The sequence below is a fragment of the Prauserella sediminis genome (assembly GCF_014195435.1).
GTDB classification, from domain to species: domain Bacteria; phylum Actinomycetota; class Actinomycetes; order Mycobacteriales; family Pseudonocardiaceae; genus Prauserella; species Prauserella salsuginis.
This window is the reverse complement of sequence record NZ_JACIBS010000001.1, coordinates 1,064,491-1,089,509: the sequence shown is the minus strand read 5'-3', so window position 1 is coordinate 1,089,509 and position 25,019 is coordinate 1,064,491. Positions and strand designations below refer to the sequence as shown.

The window sequence follows — 25,019 nt, the reverse complement described above, 5'->3', positions numbered from 1 at the left end:
CGTGTGCCGCGGCGGCGGGGCGTGTCGCGGTCACCCGGTTCGGGAGTGTGGCGGGGTGTGCCGGTTGCGAGGGGAGTCGGTCAGCCGACGTGGATGCCGTTCTCGGCGAGCCATGTCGACGGGTCGATCTTCTCGCCGTCGTCGGAGTTCCAGACCTCGAAGTGCAGGTGCGGACCGGTCGACTGGCCCTCGTTGCCCATCAGGGCGATCTCGTCGCCGGCCTTCACCCGCTGTCCCTCGTGGACCGAGAAGCTGGAGACGTGGCCGTAGACCGTGACGATGCCGTCGTCGCGCTGCACCTTCACCCACTGGCCGAAACCGCTGGCCGGACCTGCCTCGATGACCGTGCCGTCGACGGCGGAGACGATCGGGGTGCCGATGGAGTTGGCGAGGTCGATGCCGTAGTGGGTCGTTCCCCACCGGGCGCCGAAGCCGGAGGTGAAAACACCCTCGGCGGGCTTGACCACCTTCGGGCGGGAAGCCTCGATCTCGGCGAGCCGACGGGCCTCGGCCTCGGCGGCCAGGCGCTTGTCGGTGACCTTGGCGCTCCGGTTCAGCTTCTGAGCCTCGGTCGTGGCGGCGGCCTTGTCGGCCGTGTCCCGCACCTGGAGCAGCTGGGGAGTGGCGACCGGGGCGTCGCCACCCATTCCCATGGCCGCACTCGCGTCATGGGAGTTCGCCAGCGGCGTCACATCCGTGCTGGTGTCCACGGAACCGGACTGAGCTTCGTTGGAGGAGGTGTTTTGGAGGGTCTGACCCGCCGCGGCAGCGGCGAACGCGCCGGCGGCGACGGCCGCGACCATCACACGACCGCGCAGCGCCGAGGACGGCGCGGGCAGCCGGTGGGCGCCACGCGTACGGACGAACGAGTCGTCATCCATTCCGTCCAGCGCGTCTTCAAGCGCAGGCGAGGTGGCTTGGCCGCTATGAGAGCGGTGTCGAGCCAAGGCAGGGGCCTCTTCCGTTACTCGGGGGAGCCAGTTCGCGAACGCCGGGCGGGGGAACCCGGTGGACGACCTCGGGGGTGATCGCCCTGGCAGCGGTACCGGCCTCTCGGGGAGGCGGACCACCACGCAATGTCCGTGATCTGACCGTAATGGGGACTGCGGGACAGTAACGAAGTGCCGCCGCAAGGGGCAAGGCCTCGCCGTGTCTATCGACCGGACGGGGACGATCGGCGCGGTGTCCGCCGGGTGCGATCACGCAAGGTACGGCGGCAATTGGTCTACTCGTGTGAGTTGGGTTACATCCGGGCAACCGTGGTCTGGACATCGGTGCCCACGGCGCTCGCGCAGGGTGGCCGCGGGACGCCACGGGCCGGTGCTGCGCCCCGGTGCTGTCGGCCCCGGTGTTGTCGGCCCCGGTGTTTGTGGACCCGGTGTTGTGGGGCGAGTGCGGACGTGGGATCCGGTGTTGTTCCGGGTCGGTGTCTTTCGGGGTCCGTCCTTCCGGGTCGATGCCGTTCTGGGCTGATGCTGTTCAGGCCGGCGCACTTCCGGGCCGCCGTTGCGGCGGCGTGATGGACGGCGCCTCCTGGTGCGCCACCAGGTAGGGCACTACCGAGGACTGCGCCACCGAGGAGGCGCAGTAGTAAGGACGTCACCAGGAGGGCGGACGAAAGGCGAGCGGAAGGGTGATGGAGTGGGGACGCGCGCCGGGGACGTCGGTCGGATCGGCCGCCGGGTCGCTCCGTTGCTAGCGTCGACGTCGATGACGGTTTCCCGGTCCTTCTTCGCGCGGCGTCGCTGCTTCAGTGATGCCGCCGCCCCTGGCGTGGCCGTCCCCGGTGATGCCGTTCCCGGTGGTGCCACGACCTCAGGCGGTGCCACCGTTCCCGGCGGTCCGGTGGTAGCCGGTGATGCGGCTACCGGTGCTGTCGCCTCCGGGGATGTGACCTCTGGTGATGCTGTCACCTCCGATGGTGTCGTGGCCGCCGGCGATGCCGTGCTCGCTGTGTGGCCGTCGGCCTCGTGGCGGCGCGTGCTGTACGGCGAGGCCCTGTACGGCGAGGCCCTGTACGGCGAGGCCCTGTACGGCGAGGCCCTGTACGGCGAGGCCCTGTACGGCGAGGCGATGTACGGAAAGGTCCTGTGCGGCGAGGCCATGTCTCGGCGGGTGTCGCGTCGGCGGGCGGTACGGCGGTGACCCCGGAAGCGAGTGACGAGGGCGTTCTGCGGGACCTTCGTGCGAGCGGTGCGGCGCCGGCCCTGCCCGCGGCGTTGGCGGCGTCGGTGCTGGCCTTTCTGTCGCTGACCGCGGGCGCCCTGGTGCCCGTCGTCGACGGCGGCGAACGCGGCCTGGCCACCGGTCCGGTGGTCCTGGTGGTGCTCGCGGTGCTGCCGCTCGCGCTGGCCGCGGCGTTCGCCCTGCGGGGCGGCACGGTCTCGGCGGCCGGGGTGCTTGCCGGCGCTGCCGCGCTGGCTCCGGGCAGGGCGGTGCTGGACCTGCAACTCGCCGCCGACCCGTCGCGGGCCTCACGTCCCGAGCTGTACTTGCCGTCGGATCTGTACGCCCATTCCGCGGCGCTGGGGCTGTGGCTGCTCGTCGCGGGACACGTGCTGACCGCGGTGGCCGGCGTGCTGGCCCTGCGGTCCCGTGCGGGTGCCGCGGGCGAGGTGGCCGCCGGTGACGCGGGCGATCCGGGAAGGCGGCTCGCCGTCGCCGTGTCCGCGGCCGTGGTGGCCGGGATCGGCCTGGTGATGCAGCCGTTCACATCGACAGAGGTGTATCTGCTGGCGCAGAACGCGTTCGAAGGGCCGGTCGTCGCGATGGCCGGGTACCTGCTGGTCGCCGCGGCGCTCCCGGTGACCGCGGCGATCGCGGTGTCGTCGGGAGACTCGGACCTGATGCGCGGGGGTCTCCTCGGTGCGGCCGCGGGCGGAGCGGCGGTGGCCGTGCCCGCGGTGGTCGCGGCGCTCGGCATCGGCACGGTGGGCCTGGCCGCCGGCCCGGTGGTGGCGCTCGTCGGGCTGGCGGTGCTCGTCGTCGCAGCACTCGTGCGCATTCCCGCGGCCGACGTCCCCGACACCGGCGAGGCGGAGATGCGGTTGCCGGGCAGCGTGCGGCTGCGGGCGGGAGCGGGTGCCGCCGCCCTCGCCGCGGGCGCGTGTGCGGTGATCGGCGCCGTGACCCCGCAGCTGGAGACGCAGGGGCCGATCGCGGCGCCGGAGAGTCCGGCCCGGTGGTCGCTGCTGGCGGCAGGCGTCGTCGTCGGGGTGCTGGGTGCTGCGATGTTCGTGCCGCGGATCGCGGTACTCGTCCGGCCCGTGTTGTCCGTGGCGTGGGTCGCCGTGCTCGTCGCCGGCACCGCCGTCCTGGACACCGCGGTGATCGCGACCGGCTCGGCCGGCGGTGTCGCATCCTCCGGTCCCGGCGTGGTCTGGACGTGGGTGGCGATGGTCGCTGCTGCCGTGGCTGCGTGTTCGTCCGTGGTCGCAGGTGCCGTGGAACGGGACGACCTCGATGACGCCGGCCTCGATGATGCCGACGACGGCAGCGCCGACGACGGCAGCGGCGTCCGGATGTCGGCAGTACTGCTCGCTGCGCTGGCCGTCGCCGGAGTCCTGACGGTCGTGGGGTTCGGCATGCCCGTGTTCACCGCGCCCGACTACGTGCCGGCAGGCCTGTGGGCTCGTTTCGGCACGCCGTCGTGGGGGCTGCTCGCCGGGGCGGCCGTCACGGTCGGAGCGCTCGTCCTGGCGGCCCGGAGCAGGCAGGCCCCGGCGGTCGGCCTGCTGTGCGGCGTCGGCGCGGTTCTCGCACTGCACGCGGCGTCGTTCCCGCTGAGCCGCGGGGAGATCGCGGGGGTGAGTGCGGGACCGGGGTTTTGGTTCGCGTTCGCGGCGGTGATTGCGGTGCTGGTGGCTGCCATGGCGGCGGCGCTCGTACGGCCCGTGCGAGAGGACGCGGACGCCCAGGGCGGAAGGCGGAAACGATAATGCCGCGGCATCGCCGGACGCACCACGTCGACCTACTCTTCGGTAACCGCGCGGACGTGTGCGCTGAATGGTTTCAGCCGAAGGCGATCTGCGCCACATTCCCCAGCTCAGAGGCGGTCCGGTGACCGAGTTCACCGGAGGTGGCCGCGGCGTGTCGCGGGTGGCTCGATAGGGTCGTTCACGTCCGGCAGCACGGTTTGTAAAACCATCATGTCTTGCAAACCAGAGTGGCGTGTGTCGTCAGGAGACTGAAGTAGTGGACCTCTACGAATATCAGGCGAAGGATCTCTTCGCCGCCCACGGCGTGCCGGTACTGCCCGGCGCCGTGGCGAGCACCCCGGAAGAAGCACAGGCCGCGGCCGAGAAGATCGGCGGGCAGGTCGTCGTCAAGTCGCAGGTGAAGACCGGCGGCCGCGGTAAGGCGGGCGGCGTCAAGCTGGCCGAGAACTCCGCGGAGGCGAAGGAGAAGGCCGAGGCCATCCTCGGTCTGGACATCAAGGGTCACATCACGCGGCGGGTGTTGGTGACCGAGGCGTCGGACATCTCCGAGGAGTACTACTTCTCGTTCCTGCTCGACCGCGCGAACCGCACCTTCCTCGCGATGGCCTCGGCCGAAGGCGGCGTGGAGATCGAACAGCTCGCCGTGGAGCGTCCCGACGCGCTCGCGCGAGTGGCGATCGACCCGCTCGAAGGTGTCGACAAGGCGAAGGCCCTCGACATCCTCACGCAGGGCAAGTTCCCCGAGGCGGTCAAGGACGAGGCCGCGGACGTCGTCGTCAAGCTGTGGGAGACCTTCGTGGCCGAGGACGCCACGCTGGTCGAGATCAACCCGCTGGTGCGCGACCCGCAGGACAAGATCGTCGCCCTCGACGGCAAGGTGACCCTCGACGGGAACGCCGACTTCCGGCACCCGGCCCACGAGGAGCTCGTCGACAAGGAGGCCGAGGACCCGCTCGAGGCGAAGGCCAAGGCGAAGGACCTCAACTACGTCAAGCTCGACGGTCAGGTCGGCATCATCGGTAACGGTGCCGGTCTCGTCATGTCGACCCTCGACGTCGTCGCCTACGCGGGCGAGAACCACGGCAACGTGAAGCCGGCGAACTTCCTCGACATCGGCGGCGGCGCGTCGGCCGAGGTCATGGCCGCCGGCCTGGACGTCATCCTCGGCGACCCGGACGTCAAGAGCGTGTTCGTCAACGTCTTCGGCGGCATCACCGCCTGCGACGCGGTCGCCAGCGGCATCGTCGAGGCGCTGAAGATCCTGGGCGACGACGCGACCAAGCCTCTCGTCGTGCGCCTGGACGGCAACAACGTCGAGGAAGGCCGCCGCATCCTCAACGAGGCCAACCACCCGCTCGTCACGCAGGTGGACACCATGGACAACGCGGCGGACAAGGCCGCCGAGCTGGCGGCAGGAGCGTAAGAGACATGTCGATCTTCCTCGATTCCAGCAGCAAGGTCATCGTCCAGGGCATCACCGGGTCCGAGGGCACCAAGCACGCGACCAAGATGATCGCCGCGGGCACGAACATCGTCGGCGGTGTCAACGCTCGCAAGGCCGGTCAGACCGTCACCATCGCCGAGCAGGAGCTGACTGTGTTCGGCTCCGTCGGCGAGGCCATGAAGGAGACGGGCGCCGACGTCAGCGTCATCTTCGTGCCGCCGAAGTTCGCCAAGGACGCGGTCATCGAGGCCATCGACGCCGAGATCGGCCTGGCCGTCGTCATCACCGAGGGCATCCCGGTGCACGACGCGGCCTACTTCTGGGCGCACGCCAAGTCGAAGGGCAACAAGACCCGCATCATCGGGCCGAACTGCCCGGGCATCATCTCGCCGTCGCAGTCCAACGCGGGCATCATCCCGGCGAACATCACCGGCCCCGGCAAGATCGGCCTGGTGTCGAAGTCGGGCACGCTGACGTACCAGATGATGTACGAGCTGCGTGACATCGGCTTCTCCACCTGCGTCGGCATCGGCGGTGACCCGATCATCGGCACCACGCACATCGACGCGCTCGAGGCGTTCCAGGCCGACCCGGAGACCGACGTCATCGTGATGATCGGTGAGATCGGTGGCGACGCCGAGGAGCGCGCGGCCGATTACATCAAGGCCAACGTCACGAAGCCGGTCGTCGGCTACGTCGCCGGTTTCACCGCGCCCGAGGGCAAGACGATGGGCCACGCCGGCGCCATCGTGTCGGGCTCCGCGGGCACGGCGCAGGCCAAGAAGGAAGCGCTCGAGGCCGCAGGCGTGAAGGTCGGCAAGACGCCGACCGAGACTGCCGACCTGGCGCGGGAGCTGTACAAGGCTCTGTGAGCGCACGCGGCTCCGCACTCCACGGCTGCGCGGCAGGCCGGAGCGCCGGTGAGGCCGTGAGGCCGTGAGGCCGATCCGGCCACACGGCGGTGCGGAGCCGGGGTATTCCGGAGACTCCACGAGGGACCGGGCACTTTCGTGCTCGGTCCCTCGTTGTGTGTCGGGGACCGGACGCGCGGCGTCCGGTCGGGCGGAGCATGAGCGGCGACGCCGTTGTCGACGCGGCCGAGTCGATCAGCCGGCCTGGGCGTGAAACCGGTCGGGCGAATCATCCGTCTAACGGCAAACGTCTCAGGTCGGTGCGCTAACGTCCGTGCTGTGGCCGTCGGCACGGCGCGGCCGCGTATCCCGGGTCAGGCACGGCAGGTGAGACCGATCGGCCGTGCTCGCGAGCAGAATCACGACAGGAGAACAACGGATGAGCTTCCCGAGCGGCGGCCCCGGCACGGGTGGATTCCCCGGCCAGGGCCCGCAGCAGCCGCAACAACAGTTCCCGGGTCCGTCTGCACCGCCGCCCGGCGGTGGGGGCATGAAGATCAGCCTGCCGCAGATTCTCTTCCTCGCGACGGCGGGCCTCGGCCTGCTGAACCTGTTCCTCGGCTTCGCGAACTTCCAGGTGTCCGAGGTCCCGGAAGGAGCTCCGGAGGGGTACGACCCGGGCCCGGGTGTCGGCTTCTACGAGAGTCATGCGGCGTGGCTGCCGATGATGTTCTTCCTCAGCGGTCTCGCCGCACTGCTGACGATCCTGCCGGGTGAGCACAAGCCCGGCCCGTGGCCCGCGCTGTTCTCGTTGGGTGTGCTGCTTCCGTTCCTGTTCATCACCTTCGCCAGCGAGGGTTCGTACGGTGCCGGCGCGATCATGATCCTGATCTTCGGCATCATCCAGACGCTGGTGGCGATCGCGGCGTACCTGTTCGACGAGAACATCATCAAGCCGCCGCAGCCGTCGCCGCAGCCTATGGGGCAGCCCGGTCAGTTCGGCCAGCAGGGCCAGGGCGGGTTCGGTCAGCAGGCCCCGCAGTCCGGTGCGTTCCAGCAGCCGGGCCAGCCCGGTCAGCCGGGCCAGCCGGGCCAGCCCGGCCAGCCGGGCCAGCCGGGTCAGCCGCCGCAGCCGGTGAACCCGCACCAGCAGCCGACGGCTTACGCCTCGCAGCAGGGCCAGTTCTTCCAGCCGCAGGAGAGCGGCCAGCAGCCGCAGGGCGGCCAGCAGGGCCAGCCCGGTCAGCAGGGTCCGCAGCAGGGGAGCTGACCCCGCGGCATTTCTTTCCACGACATTTCTTTCCACGACGAACGCCCACGGCCGGATATCGGCCGTGGGCGTTCGCCTTCTGGGTGAGACCCGGTCGGGCGAACGTGATTCTCGTCAGATCCCCTCGCGCGGCGTGGCGTTCCTTGCGGCCCAGGGTCGTTTGCGATGGTCGAGGGCATGAGCCTGCTCGCCTCGACCTTCCGTTCCGCGTATGCGGACGGCGAGCCGGTATCCCGTTCCACCTGGGTACGGGCGCTGGCGATGGCCGCGTTGGCCCCGATCGTGACGGGTCTGCTGGCGACGGCCGCGTTGCTGACGCTGATCCTCGCGATCGCCACGTCGTCGAATTTCTCCACCGGCGCGGTGCTGTCGGCGACAGGGCCGGTCTGGCTCGCCGCGTACCAGGTGCCGCTGGAGATCGACGGGTCGCCACTCGGGGTGCTGCCGCTGCTGCCGACGCTGCTGGTGTGCGTGCTGATCGCGCGCGCGGCGTCCGGCGCGGCGGGGCGGCTGGGCTGTTCGACGCCGGACCGTGCGCCGCTGCTGATCGGTGTCGTGGCCGGTACGCACGCCGTGGTGGGCGCCGTGGTCGGCATCCTGGCCGGGGACGCCTTCATCACCGTCGACGTGCTGACGGCCGGGTTCGTGCCCGCGCTGGTGTCGGGGCTCGCGGTGGCCGTGGGTGTTGCGAAGCCGTGTGGTCTGACGACCGCTGCGTGCCGCTACCTCGATCCGCTCGCCGTGGCAGGTCTGCGAGCGGGCGCGCTGGGCCTGGCAGGGCTCGTCGCCGCGGGTGCGGTGACGCTGCTGCTGGCCACGGCGCTGTCGGTGTCGACGGTGGCGGACCTGTTCGCCGAGGTGGCGCCGGGAGCGGGCAGCGCGACCGGGCTGTGGCTGGTGACGCTCGGCTACGTGCCGAACGCGGTGATCATGTCGATGGGCTTCGTGACCGGGCCCGGCCTGCAGCTCGGCAGTGTCGAGATCGGGCCGATGTCGTTCAGCGGGGGCGGGGTGCCTCCGTTCCCGCTGCTCGGCGCTTTGCCGGACGAGCAGGCGTTGTGGTGGCCGGTGCTGATGCTGCTGCCCGCCGCGGTCGGTGCGGGCGTCGGTTGGTGGCTGCGTAAGTGCCACGACGATCCGGTGGCACGGTTGCGGACCGTCGGCGTCGCTGGTGCGCTGGTCGGTTTCGGCACCGTCGTCGCGGGTTTCCTCGCGGGCGGTCGCCTCGCGGCGGGGCCGTTCGATCCAGTGGGGATCCCGCTGGGGTTCGTGTCGATCGCGGCGTTCCTGTGGATCGCCGTCCCCGGTGGCCTCGTCGCCTGGTTCGCGGGTCCGCGCCCCGCGGCCGCCGACGATGACGCCGAGGGCGACGCGGATGAGGCGGACACCGATGACGATGCCGACGCTGACGCCGACAACGTCGACGACGCGGATGCCGACGCCGCCGATGACGATGCCGCCGATGACGAAGACGCCGAGGGAGCCGAGCCGGGTGATGCCGACGAGGCCGAGAACCCCGACGGCGAGGATGCCGAGGAACCGGAAGAGAAGGACGACGCCGACGCCGAGGAAGACGGCGCAGACGACGACACCGCCGACGACGACACCGCCGACGACGACGCCGGGGAACCGGCCGACGAGGAACCGGACGACGATCACGACGAGACCGGAGACCTCGACAGCGCCGACAGCGCCGACGACCCCGGTGATCTGGACGACCCCGGTGATCTGAACGACTCCGCTGATCTGAACGACTCCGCTGATCTGAACGACTCCGGCGAGGCGGATGTCGACGGCGAGCCGGGTGGTGCCGACGGTGCCGCGGTCCGCGCGGACAGTGGCGACGCGGCAGCCGGGCGCAAGCCGGCCGAGCCCGACGACTTCGACGAGCCCGACGAGTTCGACGACGAACTGGACCTGCCCGACGACTCCGCCGCCGACAACGCCGACCGGGTCGACAACGCCGACCGGGTCGACAACGCCGACCGGGCCGACAACGCCGACAACGACGACACCCCGGGCCGACGCTCGTAGCCGTGACCGGGCCCGTGATCGAACCGGCGCTGCCGGCGACGGTCCTGCCGGCGATGGTGCTGCCGACGACGACGCGGACGGTTCGGACCAGCCCGGTGATTCGGGCGGCTCGAACGGTGGGGGAGAGCGAAAGGTGTGACGGGCGCCCCTCGTCCGTGCCCTCGCCGAGCCGGCCGAAACCCCGGCGTTAGGGTGGGGTCACCAGGTCATGCGATGTGCGCGGTCGTGCACCACCGGCGAGGAGAAGCGTTCTGGTTACCAGGTTGGAGTTGCCGGCACCGGCGAAACTGGTCGTTCTCGCCTCGGGGGCCGGCAGCCTGTTGCAGGCCGTCCTCGATGCGACCGCCGAGCCATCGTTCCCGGCCACCGTCGTGGCCGTGGGTACCGATCGCGGGGATGTCGAAGCGCTCACCCGAGCCGAACGGGCCGGGATTCCGCAGTTCACGGTCCGTACCGGCGACCACCCCGATCGCGCCGCGTGGGACGCGGCGCTGACCGAAGCGGTGTCGGTGCACGAGCCCGATCTGGTGGTGTCGGCCGGGTTCATGAAGCTGCTCGGACCGGCATTCCTGGAAGCGTTCCCGAACCGGGTCATCAACACGCATCCGGCGCTGCTGCCCGCGTTCCCGGGCATGCACGCGGTCGCCGATGCGCTCGCACTGGGGGTCAAGGTCACGGGGTCGACGGTGCATTTCGTCGACACCGGCGTCGACACGGGGCCGATCATCGCGCAGGACCCGGTGGTCGTGGAGCCCGACGACGACGAGTCGAGCCTGCACGAGCGCATCAAGGTGACCGAGCGTCGCCTGCTCGTGGAGGTGATCGCGAAGCTGGCCCGTGCGGGGTGCACGGTGGACGGACGAAAGGTGAGGTTGTCGTGAGCGAGCAGACTCCTGGAGCCGGACAGCGCCGGATTCGGCGTGCGCTGATCGGGGTGTCGGACAAGGCGGGCCTGCTCGAACTCGGCACCGGTCTGCATGCCGCCGGGGTGGAGATCGTGTCGACGGGCGGCACGGCGCGGGTGCTGGCCGACGCGGGCGTGCCGGTGACGAAGGTCGAGGAGGTCACCGGGTTCCCCGAGTCGTTCGACGGCCGGGTCAAGACGCTGCATCCGCGGGTCCACGCGGGCCTGCTGGCCGACCGGACCAGCGCCGAACACGAGTCGCAGCTGGAATCGCTGGACATCGCGCCGTTCGACCTGCTCGTGGTGAACCTGTACCCGTTCGAGCAGACGGTCGCCTCGGGTGCGAGCCCGGAGGACTGCGTCGAGAACATCGACATCGGCGGCCCCGCGATGGTGCGCGCTGCGGCGAAGAACCACGGCAGTGTGGGTGTCGTCGTCGACCCGTCGAACTACGAGTGGGTGCTCGAGCGCGTGCGCGCGGGCGGGTTCACGCTGGCGGAGCGCAAGCGGCTGGCCGCGCGGGCGTACGCCCACACCGCGTCGTACGACACGGCGGTGGCGTCGTGGTTCGCGAGCTCGTACGCGCAGGCGGACGATTCCGGTTACGCCGACTTCGTGGGGGCCACGTGGGAGCGCGGCGACGTGCTTCGGTACGGCGAGAACCCGCACCAGACGGCCGCGATGTACCGCCGCGCCGGTGAACCCGGCATCGCCCATGCCGAGCAGCTGCACGGCAAGGCCATGTCGTACAACAATTACGTCGACACCGATGCCGCCCGCCGCGCCGCGGCCGATTTCGACGAACCCGCCGTGGCGATCATCAAGCACGCCAACCCGTGCGGCATCGCGCTGGGTGACGACATCGCCGAGGCGCACCGCAACGCGCACGCGTGCGACCCGGTGTCAGCGTTCGGCGGGGTGATCGCGGCGAACCGTCCGGTGTCGCTCGCGATGGCCGAACAGATCGCGGACGTGTTCACCGAGGTCGTGCTCGCCCCGGCGTTCGACGACGACGCCCTCGAGGTGCTGACCCGTAAGAAGAACGTCCGCCTGCTGACGCTGCCGGCCCCGGAGGCGAGCCCGGTGGAGTTGCGGCCCATCTCGGGCGGCATGTTGATGCAGAGCGCGGACCGGATCGACGCCGAGGGTGACGATCCTGCCGACTGGACCCTCGCGACCGGTACGCCCGCGGACGAACGCACCCTCGCAGACCTGAGGTTCGCGTGGCGGGCGATCCGGGCGGTGAAGTCGAACGCGATCCTGCTGGCCCACGACCGTGCGACCGTCGGTGTCGGCATGGGACAGGTCAACCGGGTCGACTCGTCGCGGTTGGCGGTGCAGCGCGCAGGGGAGCGGGCGCAGGGTTCGGTCGCCGCGTCGGATGCGTTCTTCCCGTTCCCCGACGGCCTGCAGGTGCTGCTGGACGCCGGCGTGCGCGCGGTCGTGCAGCCCGGTGGGTCGGTGCGGGATGCCGAGGTCATCGCTGCGGCCGAGGCCGCGGGCGTCACGCTGTATCTCACGGGCACGCGCCACTTCGCTCACTGATCCTTTTCCTCCGCCCCGGTGCCGCGTGTCGGCACCGGGGCGGAGGTGTTTTCGGCCCGGCCGCGCGGGCGCCAGGCGACGCCGAGTGTCGGAGTCCCGAAGTCCCGGAGTGTCGGGCGGCCGGTTTGGTCCCCTGTGCGGGTGATTCGGTGCGGCCGAGGGCGGGCGTGACACACCTCGGTATGCGGCGGTCCGGGCACGGTCTGCTGTGGCCGATCCCGCCGTCGGAAGCGCCGGTCCGGTCGTGACCGGGTATTCAGACGTCCGTTCGATGCGTCTTCTGCCGTAGATGAAAAATGACCGACGCAATTGTGTGGCGTTGGTGTGGCGCGCCCGCTGGAGAGATCTGCTTTCGGTGCGGAGAATTCCGTCCTTGTGGTCCTTCCCGTGGTGTCATGGCGGTTTTATGCACACCGGGCGGCGACCTTGTTTGTTTCCGCCTGGATGTATCGCTTCCGTGGTTTCCGGTGAGTAGCCGGGGTTGTCACATCCGGAAGATCCTCCCTGGTATCGGTAACGTGCACCGCGTAAGCGACGACACCATGCGCACGAGAGCTTCCTACTGGGCCGAAGATCAATCCTGAAAATACCACTTCGTGACAGCAGTTCCTGTATATGGGGAATTCCATCAATTCGATCACCTCTTCGATTGTGCCGTGGTCGAACCGGATCGTCTCGCTGCCATTTTCGCAAGCAAAGGGGTCACTAGTCGTGTCCGATACAACTGCGGGTGTTCCCGTCGACCGGAGAGCGCGTTCGGACGGGAAGGTATTTCCGGTCCAGCGCGGCGCAGCCGACACGGTGTGGCCGCGGCTGCACCGGTTCTTCGAGGCGACCGTCGATCGGGCGCCGGACCGGGTGGCCGTCGTCGACGGGCCGGTCGAGGTGACCTACGGCGAACTCGACGTCCGCGCCAATCAGTTGGCGCACCGCCTGCGCGAGCGGGGCGTCAGGCCGGGCAGCAGGGTCGGGGTGTGGCTCGATCGCTCGGCCGACGCCTACGAGAGCGTGCTCGGCGTGCTGAAGGCGGGTGCGGCCTTCGTGCCGATCGACCCGGCGGCACCGCCGGAGCGGGTGGCCTACATCGCCGACGACGCCGAACTCGGACTGCTGATCACCTCGGCCGCACTGGCGGCCACGTTCTCGCTGCCCGGGCGCCCCGTGCTCGAGATCGATCGCGCCGGCAATGGGCTCGACTCGCTGCCCGGATCCCGTATCGCTGCCGATTCCGGTGCCGATGCGGCGGCGTACGTCATGTACACGTCCGGTTCCAGCGGGCGGCCGAAGGGAGTGGAGATCGCGCAGCCGAGCATCTGCAACTTCCTCTCCGTGGTGCCCGACATCTACGACGTGCGGGAAGCCGATCGGGTGTATCAGGGGATGACGCTCGCGTTCGACTTCTCGATCGAGGAGATCTGGCCGACCTGGGCCGTCGGGGCGACGCTCGTGGTCGGCCCCACCGACGCGGGCCGGTTCGGCGAGGAACTGGCCGACTTCCTCGACGAGGCGGGCGTGACGATGCTGTACTGCGTCCCCACGCTGCTGGCCACGATCCAGCGGGAGCTGCCGAGCCTGCGGATCGTGCTGGTCGGCGGGGAGACCTGCCCCGCGGAGCTGGTCGAGCGGTGGAGCACACCGCAGCGGCGCATGCTGAACACCTACGGCCCGACCGAGACCACGGTCACGGCGCTGTGGAGCGCACTGGAACCAGGCCGGGAGGTGACGATCGGCCACCCGCTGCCCACCTACAGCGTGGTGCTGCTGGACGAGGACCTGCAGGAGGTGCCGCGCGGCGAGGTCGGTGAGATCTGCATCGGCGGTCCCGGGGTTGCCGTCGGATACGTGGGAATGCCCGAGCGGACGGCCGATCGCTTCGTCAGCACGACACCGCTCTCCGGCGGCGATCGCCTCTACCGCACGGGAGATCTGGGAAGGGTCACAGAGGGCGGCGAGATCGCCTACCTCGGCCGCGCCGACGCCGAGGCGAAGGTCCGCGGACACCGGGTAGACCTCGGCGAGATCGAAAGCCTGCTGCTGGAGGACTCCGAGGTGGCGGCCGCCGCCGTGGCACTGTCGCCCAACGGAACGTCCGAACTCGCCGCCTACGTGACGTTGCGACGGGACAACGGTGTCCAAGGCAGCAACGGCGTCCGCGGGAACAACGGCGTCCGCGGGAACAACAGTGTCCGCGGGAACAACGGTTCGCAGGGGCACAAGAGCTCGGGACACAATGGCTCGCGGAGACACAATGGCTCGCGGGGAAGCACCGGCTCGCGGGGACACAACGGTTCGCGAGAGCACAACGGTTTCCAGGGGCACAGGGATTCGCGCCCGGGCCGTAGTTCACAGCCGAGCAACGGTTCGCCGCCGAGTAATGGTTCACAGCCGAGCAACGGCTCACAGCCGGGTATGTCGCCGGAACTGGCGGCACGGCTGCGGCACGCGCTGCAGAACCGACTGCCCGACTACATGGTTCCGGCGTCACTGGACGTGCTGGACACGCTTCCCACGATGCCGAGCGGCAAGGTCGACCGATCCAAACTGCCCGCTCCCAGCGGTAACCGGCTGCGAGCCGGAGGGCATGCGATCACGGCGCCGGCCACCGACCTCGAACGGCAGGTCGCGGCGGTGTGGGCCGAAACACTGGGTATCCCCGCTGAACAGCTGTCGACGGACGCGGATTTCTTCACCGACCTCGGCGGACACTCGCTGCTCGCCGCACGCACCGTGTCGCTGCTGCGGCACCGCGGCATCGGGGACGGTCCCGCGGTGCGCGACCTCTACACGCACCCGTCGATCCGCGCGCTCGCACATCACCTCGGCACTCCGCATGCGCCGGGAACGTCGGTGGCCGCCGTGGCGGCGGGACCGGGACCGGCGCGCCGCGGGAACCGGCGAGGCGCCGGCCTGCTGCGGATCCCCGCCGGTATCGCTCAGGCGGCGTTCGTGCTCGTGCTGATCGCACTGGGGGCACTGCCGGTGGCGCTGGTCTACGCGTCCTTCGGCGGCGCGGTGGCCGTGTCCGGCGCGCTCGGCCCACTCGCACTGGCCGCCCTCGCGGCGTACGTGACCGTGCGCTGGGCACTGCCGCCACTGCTGGTGCGGCTGCTGTCGATCGGCATCAGACCGGGCCGCTACCGGTTGTGGGGGACGACGTACCTGCGGCTGTGGGCGTTGGACGTGACGTTGACGCTCGCGCCGCTGCCGGTGCTCAGTGGCTCCGCATTGATGGGGCCGTACCTGCGGCTGCTCGGTGCCCGGATCGGACGCCGTACCCACGTGGGCAGCGCCGCCCTGTCACTGCCCGCCATGGTGTCGGTCGCCGATGACGCCGCCGTCGGTTACGGCGCGGCCCTGCGGCCCTGGATCGTCGAGCACGAATGGGTCGTCGTCGCCCCCGTCACCGTGGGCGAGGGCGCGTTCGTCGGCGCTTCGACGGTCCTCGAGCCGGGGACGCGAGTGCGTGACCACGGCGGGGTCGCCGAGCACACGGTGCTGACCAGGAACCAGCACGTGCCGGAAGGCCGGTGGTGGGGCGGTTCACCGGCCAGGCCCGTGACCGAGCCCGACCCGGCCTCGGCGATCGGGAAGCTGGCGCCGGTGCCCGCGTGGAGCCGCTGGGCCCTGGCCCGCACCGCGGCCGCCCTCGCGGTGCTCGAACTGACCATGGTCGCCATGGTGATCCCCGCGATCGTCATGGTCTGGACCGCACTGCTGCTCGGTGGGATCGTCGCCGGTCTGATCGCGGCGGCGCTCAGCGGGCCGGTGTTCGTGGTGACCGTGTGCGTACTCGTGGCGTTGCTGCGCCCGATCGTGCTGCCGCGCATCCCGCTGGGGACGCATCCGGCACGGTCGTCGCTGGGGATCCGCAAATGGATGGCCGACTCGCTGTTCGAGATGAGCCTGACCCTGACCAACTCGCTGTACTCGACGCTGTACACGGTGCCGTGGCTGCGTGCGCTCGGCGCACGGATCGGCCGCGGGGCCGAGGTGTCCACCATCGCGCACACCGATCCGGAGCTGCTGGTCCTGCGGGACGAGAGTTTCGTGGCCGACATGGCCACGGTCGGGGCGGCCACGTTCCACCGGGGTTACCTGACGTTCGCACCGACCGAGGTGGGGCAGCGGTCGTTCGTCGGCAACGCCGCGTTCCTTCCCACAGGCACTCACACGGGCGCCGGATCGCTGGTCGGCGTGCTGACCGTCCCGCCGCCCTCCGGTGTGCCCGCGGGCTCGTCGTGGCTGGGCGCACCGGCGATGAACCTGCCACGGCGGCAGGACAGCGGTGACTACTCCGAACACGAGACGTTCCGGCCCCCGAAGCGGCGTATCGCCGAGCGACTGGCGATCGAACTCGTGCGGATCACCGCACCCGCGTCGATCCTCGCGGTCTCGCTGTACCTGGTGCTGCTGAGCCTGTCCGAGCTCGCGGGCGCGACGAGCACAGCGGTCACGGTGCTGCTCGCCCCGCTGCTGTTCGCGGCCGGTTCCGTGGCGGTGCTGCTGGTCGTCGTGCTGGCGAAGTGGCTCGTCGTCGGCCGTTACCGTCCGCGGCGCGAGCCGTTGTGGGGCCGTTTCGTGCGCCGCACCGAACTCGTCACCGGGCTGTACGAGGCGGCCGCCGTGCCCGCCCTGCTCGGCGTGCTGACCGGAACCCCGTGGCTGCCACTGGCGTTGCGGTTGCTCGGCGCACGGATCGGCTGGGGCGCCTGGATCGGCACCACCTATCTGACCGAGTTCGACCTCGTGCACGTCGGCCGCAGTGCCACCGTGGGCCGCGGCGCGTCGCTGCAGACGCACCTGTTCGAGGACCGGGTCATGAAGATGTCGCACGTGCGGATCGGCGCCGACGCGAGTGTCGGCGAACGGTCTGTCGTGCTCTACGACGCCACCGTCGAGGACGGGGCGACGCTCGGACCGCTGTCCCTGGTGATGAAGGGTGAGCAGCTCACGCGGCGCACCCGGTGGATCGGGATCCCCGCTCAGGGCGATCCGTTGCCGGTAAAGGAGTCATGATGACCGTGCGTCCCCTCGCCCTTGTGTACCGCGGGCCCGCGAGCAGGCCGGCAGGTTGCGCCGAAGCCGTCGCCGAGGTGCTGTCCCGCAACCGGCACGGCTTCGACGTCCGCTACGTCGGTCCTCGCGAAGGGCTGTCACTGCGGGACGACGTGTTGGCCGCGGCGACGGTGTACGCCCAGCCGGGCGGCGGGAGCCTGCGGCACGGATACCGCGTGATGAAGAAGCACCGCGATCGGATCCGCGCCTACGTCGGCTCGGGCGGGCACTACATCGGGTTCTGCCTCGGCGGCTATCTCGCGGGTGCCACCCCGGGGTTCGCGCTGCTGCCCGGCGACACCGACCAGTACATCGCCACCCCCGGAGCCACCGTGACGACCTCGGGGGACGCGATCGTCGACGTGCAGTGGGGACACCGCACGCGCGCCGTGTTCTTCCAGGACGGGCCGGTGTTCCAGCTCGATCCCGCCAACGCCGACGGCGGGCACCGGGGACTGACGATCCTCGCGCGCTATCCGAACCGGCAGATCGCGGCCCTGGCCACGGATTTCGGCGCGGGCCGGGTCGCCGTCGTCGGCCCGCACCCCGAGGCCACGTCCGACTGGTACGCCGGCGCCGGGCTGACCTGGCCGGGCGGGACGGCCACGGACCTGGCGGACGAACTCGTCGAGGCGCTACTGAGCCGGGAACCGGTCGGAGGAGGTTGGTGACCATGGTGAACACACATCTGCTGGTGTCGGATGCCGAGCACTTCCGCATCGACTACGAGATCAACCCGTACATGAGCACGGCGAACCAGCCGGATTCCGGCGTCGCGGTCGCCGAGCACGACGCGATCGTCGAGGCGCACCGCAGCGCGGGCCGCACGGTGGAGCGGATGTCCTCGGCGCCGGGCTGCCCCGACATGGTGTTCACCGCCAACGCGGCACTCGTGCGTCGCGGACGTGCCGTGCTGGGGCGTCCGCCCGCGGCCCGTGCCGACGAGGTCGAGCACTACCGCCGCTGGCTCGACCGGCGCGGCTTCGAGGTGATCGAAGCGCCGTACGCGTTCAGCGGCCAGGGTGACGCGCTGCCGTGCGGTGACATCCTGCTCGCCGGCTCCGGATGGCGGACGGACCCGCGGATGCACGAGTTCCTGCGGCGGAGCCTCGGCTACGACGTCGTGCCGCTGCACACGGTCGACCGGCGCTGGTACGACCTCGACCTGGCCGTCGCGGTCATCGGCAATCCGCACACCCTCGCCTGGTGTCCCGAGGCGCTGGACCGCCCGAGCCGCGACCGCATCGAGAACCTGGGGCTCGACCTCATCGAGGTCTCGCGCGGCGAGGCCGAGCACTTCGCGCTCAACCTCATCAGCGACGGCGACACGGTCACGATGACCCGCAGCGCGCCGCGTCTCGCCGCCGAACTCCGGTCGCGCGGATTGCACGTCGTCGAGCTGTCGACCACCGAACTGGCCAAGGGCGGCGGCGGGGTTCGCTGCACGGCCCTCACGCTCGACCAGAGGTGACACCGTCGATGCGCACCAAAACGAGATCCGCTCCCACGGCGTCGGCGACGTCGCGGCTGATCGGTGTCGACGCGACCAGGGGCATCGCCGTGTTGGGCATGATGGCCGTGCACGCGTTGTACATCGTGGGCAGCGACGGCGACCCGACCTGGTGGTACTCGATCGTGTCCGGCCGGTCGGCTGCGACCTTCGCCGTGCTGGCGGGCGTCGGCATCGCCTTCACCACGCGCCGCGAGCAGGTCCCGCGGGCGCGGTGGCGGCCGGTCACGGCGTCGCTGGCCGCACGTGCGCTCGCGGTCGGTGTGCTGGGCCTTGCGCTCGGCTACACCGACAGCGACATCGCCGCGGTGATCCTGCCGTTCTACGCCGTCCTGTTCCTGCTCGCGATCCCGCTCGTGTTCCTGAGCACGCGGCTGTTGGTGATCACGGGCGCCGCGGTGGCGTTGCTCGTTCCCGTGCTCAGCCACCTGTTCCGGGACGCGCTGCCCGAACCACGCTTCGCCAACCCCTCGTACGGCTACCTGCTCGACGACCCGCTCGGCATGCTGTCCGAGCTCGCGGTCACCGGCGTTTACCCCGCACTGCCCTGGGTGACCTACCTCTGCGCCGGGCTCGCCATCGGCAGGCTCCGGCTGTCGTCGACGACCGTCGATGCGTGGTTGCTCGCGGGAGGGGCCGCACTCGCCGCGGCGGCCTCCGCCCTGTCCGGGCTGTTGCTCGGTCCGCTCGGCGGTTTCGACCGTCTCGTCGCCGTCGACGGGCGTGCCGTCGTCGAGGGCGCGCTGCAGTTCGGCGAGCCGGGCACGACCCCCACGACGAGCTGGTGGTGGCTGGCCGTCGACGCGCGCCACTCGAGCACGCCCCTGGACCTGCTGCACACCACCGGATTCGCGGCGGCACTGCTCGGCGCGCTGCTGTTGCTCACGAACGCCTCGAGGCTGACCGCCGTCGCCCGCATCCTGGTCGCTCCGCTGACAGCCGTCGGTGCGCTCACGCTGACGGTGTACTCGGCGCACATCGTGTTCCTGAACTCCCCGCTCGACCGGTTCGGCGCCGTCAGCGGCTATCTCGTGCAGGTCGCCGTCGCCGTCGCGTTCGCCATGGCGTGGCGGCGGTTCGTGGGCCGGGGTCCGCTCGAATGGGCCGTCACCTGGTTGGCCCGCCACGCGAGTGCGCTCGCATCGAGGCCCCGAGGCTAGCGGGATTCCGCCTGCCTCCCGCCAAAGTGGTGGCGCTGGTGACGTCCGGCGCCGTCAACAGGACGTCGTCCAGTCCGACCTGGACGAGCACCCGACGCAACGCGGCGGTCGGGCCTGCCAGCCGCAGCGAGCCGCCCGTGAGCTCGGCGTGATGGTGCAGCGTCACGAACAAGTTCAGCCCGGCGGCTCCGCAGAAGGTCAATCGTGCGACGTCGAGGACAACGTGATTGCCCGCCGTGACGCCCGGTGAGAGCCCGTCGGCGAGCGAGGGCGCGGTGGCGAGGTCGAGTTCCCCGTCGACGGTCGCCACCACGAGGCGACCGTGGGAACGAATGTCCCATCGCAGCAACGAATCACCCGCGGCCTCACCGGCACCGGATCGGGACGGGTGCGGTGAACGGCTACAGGCACGCTGGGTGAATGGAAATGAAGCACACATGCCGGAACCCTTCGGGGAGGTGCGATACCACCGGGGTCCGGGGTGGTGAGGTGGTGAGGTGGCAGGTGCAGCCACGCGATGGCTGTTCTGCGCACCCTAGGCGAATCTAACAGAAATGGCCGCTCTACGATATGAGCGCGATTCCCGCCACTGCGTGCCGGGGCGGGAGGCCGCCGGGCTGGTCGGGTTGTGGGGCTAAGGGCGGTTGGGGTTTCCGCTCCGGGCTTCGGCGAGAGCGTCGGTGATGTTGACCGTGCCCGCGATGATCTCGCCGGCCACCTCGCCCAGGCGCCGGTTGTGACTGCGAGCGTGGCGGCGCATCGCGGTGAACGCCTGGTCGGGGTCCACGGAATTGCGTTCGGCGAGGACCCCTTTGGCCTGTTCGATGGTCACGCGGCTGTTCAGCGCGGTCTGCAGCTGTTCGGTGACCATCTCCTGGTGGCGTACCGCCCGTTCGGAGAGCAGGCCGATGGTGGCCACGTCGACCAGTGCCTTGCCCAGCTTCGCGTCGGTCTCGTCGAGCCCGTTCGGATGCATCCGGAACAGGTTCAGGGTGCCGATGATCTGCGTTCGGAGCTGCATCGGGATGGCGTGCACCCCCGCGAACCCCAGCTCGGTCGCCATCGCCGAGAACCGGGGCCAGCGCCCCGCCACCTGGCTGACGTCTGGCAGGGTCACGACCTGGCCGCTGTGGTAGCACTCCAGGCACGGGCCCTCTTCCTCCTGCAACTGGAACAGCTCCAGGAGTTGGGTCTGGCCGGTGGACGCGGCGACCAGCCGCAGCGAGCCGCGCTCGTCGGCGAGCAGCAGACCCGCCGTGTCGGCGTCGAGCAGCTCCACACACCGTTCGGTCAACGTGTGCAGGAACTCGACCGCGTCGAAGCCGGCGACCAAGGTATCCGCCAGCTCCACGAACGTGTCGGCCACTCGTTGTTCCCGCATTGCCATTCCCTTCACCTTACGGCCTAACTCTGCCTGGCACATCCGGGTTGCCCTGCGCCTGCGGACCTACAGCGTCTCGTCCGGTTCGACCTCGGGTCGGAACCGTAGTCGGCGGGCCACCACGTCGGCGGCGACCTCGCTCAGCGGGGTGTCCCCGGTGAAGGCGTGGGCTCGCAGCCGCGACAGTGCCTCGGCCATGTCGACCCCCAGCTGCACGGCGATCATGCCGGTCGCCTGATGTACCGCGTTCCGGCCGCGAGAGGTGTCGTCGATCGGATGACGGTCGAGCGGCCGGACCGTGCCGGACGCGTCGTCGAGCAGCAGTTGCAACGCGAGGTCGGCGAAGATCAACGCGTCTCCGAGGGCTTCGGTCGGCAGTGGTCCCGCGGCGGCGCGGTGAAGTTCGAATACGCCCAGCTGGATCGTGCCGGCGTGCAGCGGGAACGCGAACACCGCACCGACGCCGCGCTGCCTGGCGGCCCCGGCGAACCCGGGCCAGCGGGCCGTGGCCTCGGCCAGGTCCGGCACCAACATCGGAGCGGCGAACCTGAACGCCGCGAGGCACGGGCCCTCGCCGAGGGTGACCTGTAGTTCCTCCAGCTCGGCGGCCAGCTCGCCCGAGGCGGCCACCGGGGTGTGCGTGCCGTTCCCGCTCATCGCCGTCACGCTCGCCCCGTCGACACCCAATCGCAGGTGGGCGGCACGGCACAACGCCGCCACCGAGATGCGGCCGTCGCCTTCACCGTCGGTGGCGGCCGCAGCGATCCACGAGAACACCCGTGCCGTTCGCTCGCCCATCTATCCATCCTGCCCCGAAACCGTGACGACACCGACGGTGCCCACGGTGTTTTGTACCCGACCTGCGGGTCGCCAGCACGGTCGGAGGCGCGCCGGAAGCGCCGTGACAGGGCCTGCTTGACACGTTCTTCGAACTCGTGTTCTATAGCGGTTGTCGAACAAGAGTTCTAGTCAGGTGGTCCGGGGGTAGACGGGCCCGAGGCCGTCGGCGCGTACGTCCCCGCGGTCGTACGGGCGGGTCTCCGGGCGTGAGGGGGTGAGCACGATGTCCGTCTCGGCGCCTGCCGCGATCGGCACACCTGCTGTGGACGACCCTGCTGCGGGCACGGGGGACGGGGCTGCGGGGGCTGCGGCGGACGGGGCTGCGGAGGAGTCGCGGTTGCCAGGGGGATCGGTGCCCGCGGGCGGTGGGAGTGTCGCCGACACCGTGGCCAGGCTGGCGTCGTTGCCCGGTGTGGGCACGGCGGGAGATTTCGCGGCGGCTACGCGGTCGGTGTCCGATGCGGAGCCGCCGGAGTCCGAGGTGGCTGCGCCCACGGGCCGCGGTCCCGGCCGTGGGCGCAGCGGGGCGATCGACGGTGGCGCGGATACGGAATTCGCCGCAGGGGCAACAGGTTCAGGGACAACGGGGTCCGGAGCAACGGGCGCCGGGGTGGCGGGTGCCGGCGACAGGGTGCTTCCCGTGGCTTCCGCGCTGGCGGAGCTGGTGCCGTGGGGCGGCTTGCGCCGTGGCAGCACGGTCTCGGTCAGCGGGTCGACGTCGTTGCTGCTGGCGTTCCTGGCTGAGGCGACCACCCGCGGATCGTGGGCGGCGGTCGTGGGGATGCCGGAACTCGGTGTGCTCGCGGCGCGGGAACTCGGGGTGGAGGTGCACCGGCTCGCGCTGATTCCCCGTCCCGGCGCGGATCTTCCCCAGGTGACAGCGGCCCTGCTGGACGGGATCGACCTGGTGGTCGTTCCCGCGGATGGAGCGGTCGGGACCCGGGATCCGAACCTCGCCCGGCGACTGTCGGCGCGGGCGAGGAACCGCGGTGCGGTGCTGCTGACGGCCGGTTCGTGGCCGGGTACGGAAGTCGAACTGCGCTGCGCGGCGGCGAACTGGTCCGGAGTGGACGACGGCTACGGGTATCTCGCACAGCGTGAGGTCCTCGTCGAGGCGGCGGGCAGGCGGGGTGCTGCGCGGACGAAACGAGTTCCCCTGCTGCTGCCGGGGCCGGACGGAACGATCGCGCGGGCCGAACCCGCCGGAACACAGCCACTGAGGGAGGTGCGCGCAGGATGAGGACCTTCCCGGAGAGTCCGACCTCGGAGCACCGGCAACCACAGCACCGGCGACCACAGCGCCAGCAGTCGCAGCGCCGGCAGTCGCAGCGCCGGCAGTCATCGCCGCCGCGGTTGTTGGTGTTGTGGTGCCCGGACTGGCCGGTGGTGGCAGCTGCTGCGGAGTCGGGTATCTCCGCGGCGGAACCCGCCGCGGTACTGGCTGCGAACCGGGTCGTGGCGTGTTCGGCGGTGGCGCGTGCGGCCGGGATCCGGCGCGGCATGCGGCGCCGCGAGGCCCAGGCCCGGTGCCCCGAACTGGCCGTGTTCGCCGACGATGCCGACCGTGACGCCCGGCTCTTCGAGACCGTGGCGACGGCGACCGAGGAGCTGATCGTCGGGGTGGAGGTGGTGCGCCCCGGTGTGGTGGCCGTGCCGGTCGCGGGGGCGGCCCGCTATTTCGGCGGCGAACGCACGCTGCTGGAACGGCTCGTCGACCACGTGTCGGCGCGGACGGGGGCCGAATGCCAGGTCGGCGTCTCCGAAGGGCTGTTCGCCGCGACCTTGGCCGCGCACCGTGCACGGCCGGTGCCCGCGGGTGCGGCCGCGGAGTTCCTGGCCCCGCTCGGAGTGCAGGAACTCGACCAGCCGGGCAGCGGCCGCCGGGATCTGGTGGATCTGTTGCGGCGCCTGGGAATCCGCACGCTCGGTGCGTTCGCGCAGCTGGCGGAACGGGACGTACTCGCTCGGTTCGGGGCCGACGGGGTGCTGGCGCACCGACTGGCGAGCGGCCGGGACGAACGACCTCCCGGCAGGCGCCGCCCGGCGCCCGATCTCGCCGTGACGGAAACCTGTGACCCGCCGCTGGAACGGGTCGATGCCGCCGCGTTCCTGGCCCGCACCTTGGCGAGCCGCTTCCACGCGGGGCTGGCGGCCCGTGGCCTCGCCTGCACCAGGCTGGGTATCCACGCCACCACCGAACACGGGGAGGAGCTCGGCCGCAGCTGGCGCTGCGGCGAACCGCTCACCCCGGACGGCATCGCGGACCGGGTGCGGTGGCAGTTCGAGGGCTGGCTGACCCGCGGCCGAGGGGACACGCCGACGTCCGGGGTGACCGTGCTGCGGCTCGAACCGGAGGAGACGGTCGAGGGCAGCGCGCTGCAGTTGGGCCTGTGGGCGGGCGGCTCCGGCGCCGAGCACACGCCGGAAGCGGACAAGGCGGCCCGGGCGCTGGTGCACGTCCAGGGACTGATCGGTCCCGAGGGAGTCTGCACCGCCGTGTTCGACGGCGGCCGCGGCCCCGCCGAGCAGGTACGGCTCGTGCCGTGGGGAGACCGCCGCACCCCGGCGGACGGTCACGACGCGCCGTGGCCGCAGCGGCTGCCGAGCCCCTCGCCGGCGACCGTGTTCGAGGCGCCGTGTCCCGCCGTGGTCGCGGGGGAGGACGGGCGGCAGCTCGACGTCACCGACCGGCACCGGCTCACTGCATGGCCGTGGACCGTCGCGTTCGGCGACGGCAGGTCGCGCCGAGTGCAGAACTGGGCGGGTCCGTGGCCGGTCACGGCGCGCTGGTGGGTGCCCGGTGACCGGGGCCGCTGTGTCCGGCTGCAGGTCGTCCTCGAATCCGGCAGTGGTTCGCAGCCGGTCGCCGTGCTGTTGCGGTGGCAGGAGCAAGGGAATCCGAAATGGACTGTGGAAGGGGTGTACGACTGATGTACGACGAGTCGCTGCGGGGTGCCGCCGATCCCTGGCCCGGCGAGGAATATCGGGACCCGGCGGCCCTGCTGGATTCGGCGACCCTGCTGCGGCAGCTGATTCCCGAACCGAGACGGTCCCCGGAAGGCGAATGAGCCATGGGGTGGAACTGAA

General features: G+C 70.9%; 20 protein-coding genes. 15 read left to right on the top strand and 5 right to left on the bottom strand.

All coding sequences use genetic code 11. From position 1 onward, the window contains the following. Window positions 1-80: 80 nt before the first annotated feature. On the bottom strand, window positions 81-803 hold the full coding sequence (locus FB384_RS04785; protein WP_183784987.1) for a M23 family metallopeptidase: 723 nt from the start codon (window positions 801-803) through the stop codon (window positions 81-83). Window positions 804-1,926: 1,123 nt separating this feature from the next. Between FB384_RS04785 and FB384_RS04780 the strand changes: the two genes are divergently transcribed. The 12 genes from FB384_RS04780 to FB384_RS04720 all read left to right on the top strand — a co-directional run bounded on the left by FB384_RS04780 (window position 1,927) and on the right by FB384_RS04720 (window position 19,711). Next, window positions 1,927-2,145 carry a hypothetical protein gene (locus FB384_RS04780; protein ID WP_183779489.1) on the top strand — a complete coding sequence of 73 codons (219 nt, stop codon included), beginning with the start codon at window positions 1,927-1,929 and terminating at the stop codon, window positions 2,143-2,145. Beyond that, on the top strand, window positions 2,142-3,938 hold the full coding sequence (locus FB384_RS04775) for a hypothetical protein (RefSeq protein ID WP_183779487.1): 1,797 nt from the start codon (window positions 2,142-2,144) through the stop codon (window positions 3,936-3,938). Before FB384_RS04780 ends, FB384_RS04775 begins: the two co-directional genes overlap by 4 nt. Window positions 3,939-4,194: 256 nt before the next feature. Continuing rightward, window positions 4,195-5,361, top strand: coding sequence for an ADP-forming succinate--CoA ligase subunit beta (gene sucC, locus FB384_RS04770; RefSeq protein ID WP_183779485.1), 1,167 nt, complete (start codon window positions 4,195-4,197; stop codon window positions 5,359-5,361). Between the two features lie 5 nt (window positions 5,362-5,366). Further along, entirely contained in the window at window positions 5,367-6,254 is an 888-nt protein-coding gene (sucD, locus tag FB384_RS04765; protein ID WP_183779483.1) for a succinate--CoA ligase subunit alpha, read from the top strand. Window positions 6,255-6,672: 418 nt separating this feature from the next. Then, window positions 6,673-7,503 carry a DUF5336 domain-containing protein gene (locus FB384_RS04760; protein WP_183779481.1) on the top strand — a complete coding sequence of 277 codons (831 nt, stop codon included), beginning with the start codon at window positions 6,673-6,675 and terminating at the stop codon, window positions 7,501-7,503. A 165-nt stretch (window positions 7,504-7,668) separates the two neighbouring features. After that, entirely contained in the window at window positions 7,669-9,537 is a 1,869-nt protein-coding gene (locus tag FB384_RS04755) for a cell division protein PerM (RefSeq protein ID WP_183779479.1), read from the top strand. A gap of 263 nt (window positions 9,538-9,800) precedes the next feature. Then, on the top strand, window positions 9,801-10,418 hold the full coding sequence (gene purN, locus FB384_RS04750) for a phosphoribosylglycinamide formyltransferase (RefSeq protein WP_183779477.1): 618 nt from the start codon (window positions 9,801-9,803) through the stop codon (window positions 10,416-10,418). Next, window positions 10,415-11,986 carry a bifunctional phosphoribosylaminoimidazolecarboxamide formyltransferase/IMP cyclohydrolase gene (gene purH, locus FB384_RS04745; protein ID WP_183779475.1) on the top strand — a complete coding sequence of 524 codons (1,572 nt, stop codon included), beginning with the start codon at window positions 10,415-10,417 and terminating at the stop codon, window positions 11,984-11,986. Before purN ends, purH begins: the two co-directional genes overlap by 4 nt. 711 nt (window positions 11,987-12,697) lie before the next feature. Beyond that, window positions 12,698-17,002 (top strand): Pls/PosA family non-ribosomal peptide synthetase, encoded by a 4,305-nt coding sequence (locus tag FB384_RS26725; RefSeq protein ID WP_323985120.1) that lies wholly within the window; start codon window positions 12,698-12,700, stop codon window positions 17,000-17,002. Beyond that, window positions 17,002-17,712: a BPL-N domain-containing protein gene (locus tag FB384_RS04730; protein ID WP_183779472.1), complete on the top strand. Its 711-nt coding sequence runs from the start codon at window positions 17,002-17,004 to the stop codon at window positions 17,710-17,712. The genes FB384_RS26725 and FB384_RS04730 overlap by 1 nt, the downstream gene beginning before the upstream one ends. Before the next feature lie 2 nt (window positions 17,713-17,714). Next, complete coding sequence (locus tag FB384_RS04725; RefSeq protein WP_221212646.1) at window positions 17,715-18,512, top strand: dimethylarginine dimethylaminohydrolase family protein; 798 nt, start codon at window positions 17,715-17,717, stop codon at window positions 18,510-18,512. An 8-nt stretch (window positions 18,513-18,520) separates the two neighbouring features. Further along, window positions 18,521-19,711, top strand: coding sequence for a heparan-alpha-glucosaminide N-acetyltransferase domain-containing protein (locus FB384_RS04720; protein WP_183779470.1), 1,191 nt, complete (start codon window positions 18,521-18,523; stop codon window positions 19,709-19,711). Here FB384_RS04720 and FB384_RS04715 read toward each other — a convergent pair. From FB384_RS04715 to FB384_RS04700, 4 genes are all read right to left on the bottom strand, one after another. Beyond that, entirely contained in the window at window positions 19,659-20,150 is a 492-nt protein-coding gene (locus tag FB384_RS04715; protein ID WP_228725961.1) for an STAS domain-containing protein, read from the bottom strand. The two genes, FB384_RS04720 and FB384_RS04715, sit on opposite strands and share 53 nt — an antisense overlap. A 195-nt stretch (window positions 20,151-20,345) precedes the next feature. Next, complete coding sequence (locus tag FB384_RS04710) at window positions 20,346-21,098, bottom strand: GAF and ANTAR domain-containing protein (protein ID WP_221212645.1); 753 nt, start codon at window positions 21,096-21,098, stop codon at window positions 20,346-20,348. 60 nt (window positions 21,099-21,158) lie between these two features. Then, the gene (locus tag FB384_RS04705; protein WP_183779466.1) at window positions 21,159-21,890 is read right to left on the bottom strand and encodes a GAF and ANTAR domain-containing protein; all 732 of its coding nucleotides are present in this window, start codon (window positions 21,888-21,890) and stop codon (window positions 21,159-21,161) included. A gap of 171 nt (window positions 21,891-22,061) precedes the next feature. After that, window positions 22,062-22,427 (bottom strand): hypothetical protein, encoded by a 366-nt coding sequence (locus FB384_RS04700; RefSeq protein ID WP_183779464.1) that lies wholly within the window; start codon window positions 22,425-22,427, stop codon window positions 22,062-22,064. A 145-nt stretch (window positions 22,428-22,572) separates the two neighbouring features. Between FB384_RS04700 and FB384_RS04695 the strand changes: the two genes are divergently transcribed. The 3 genes from FB384_RS04695 to FB384_RS04685 are packed head-to-tail and all read left to right on the top strand — an operon-like array spanning window position 22,573 to window position 25,000. After that, window positions 22,573-23,172 carry a hypothetical protein gene (locus tag FB384_RS04695; protein WP_183779462.1) on the top strand — a complete coding sequence of 200 codons (600 nt, stop codon included), beginning with the start codon at window positions 22,573-22,575 and terminating at the stop codon, window positions 23,170-23,172. Then, window positions 23,169-24,863, top strand: a complete 1,695-nt coding sequence (locus FB384_RS04690) for a Y-family DNA polymerase (protein WP_183779460.1) — start codon at window positions 23,169-23,171, stop codon at window positions 24,861-24,863. The genes FB384_RS04695 and FB384_RS04690 overlap by 4 nt, the downstream gene beginning before the upstream one ends. Beyond that, entirely contained in the window at window positions 24,863-25,000 is a 138-nt protein-coding gene (locus FB384_RS04685; protein WP_183779458.1) for a hypothetical protein, read from the top strand. The genes FB384_RS04690 and FB384_RS04685 overlap by 1 nt, the downstream gene beginning before the upstream one ends. Window positions 25,001-25,019: the final 19 nt, after the last annotated feature.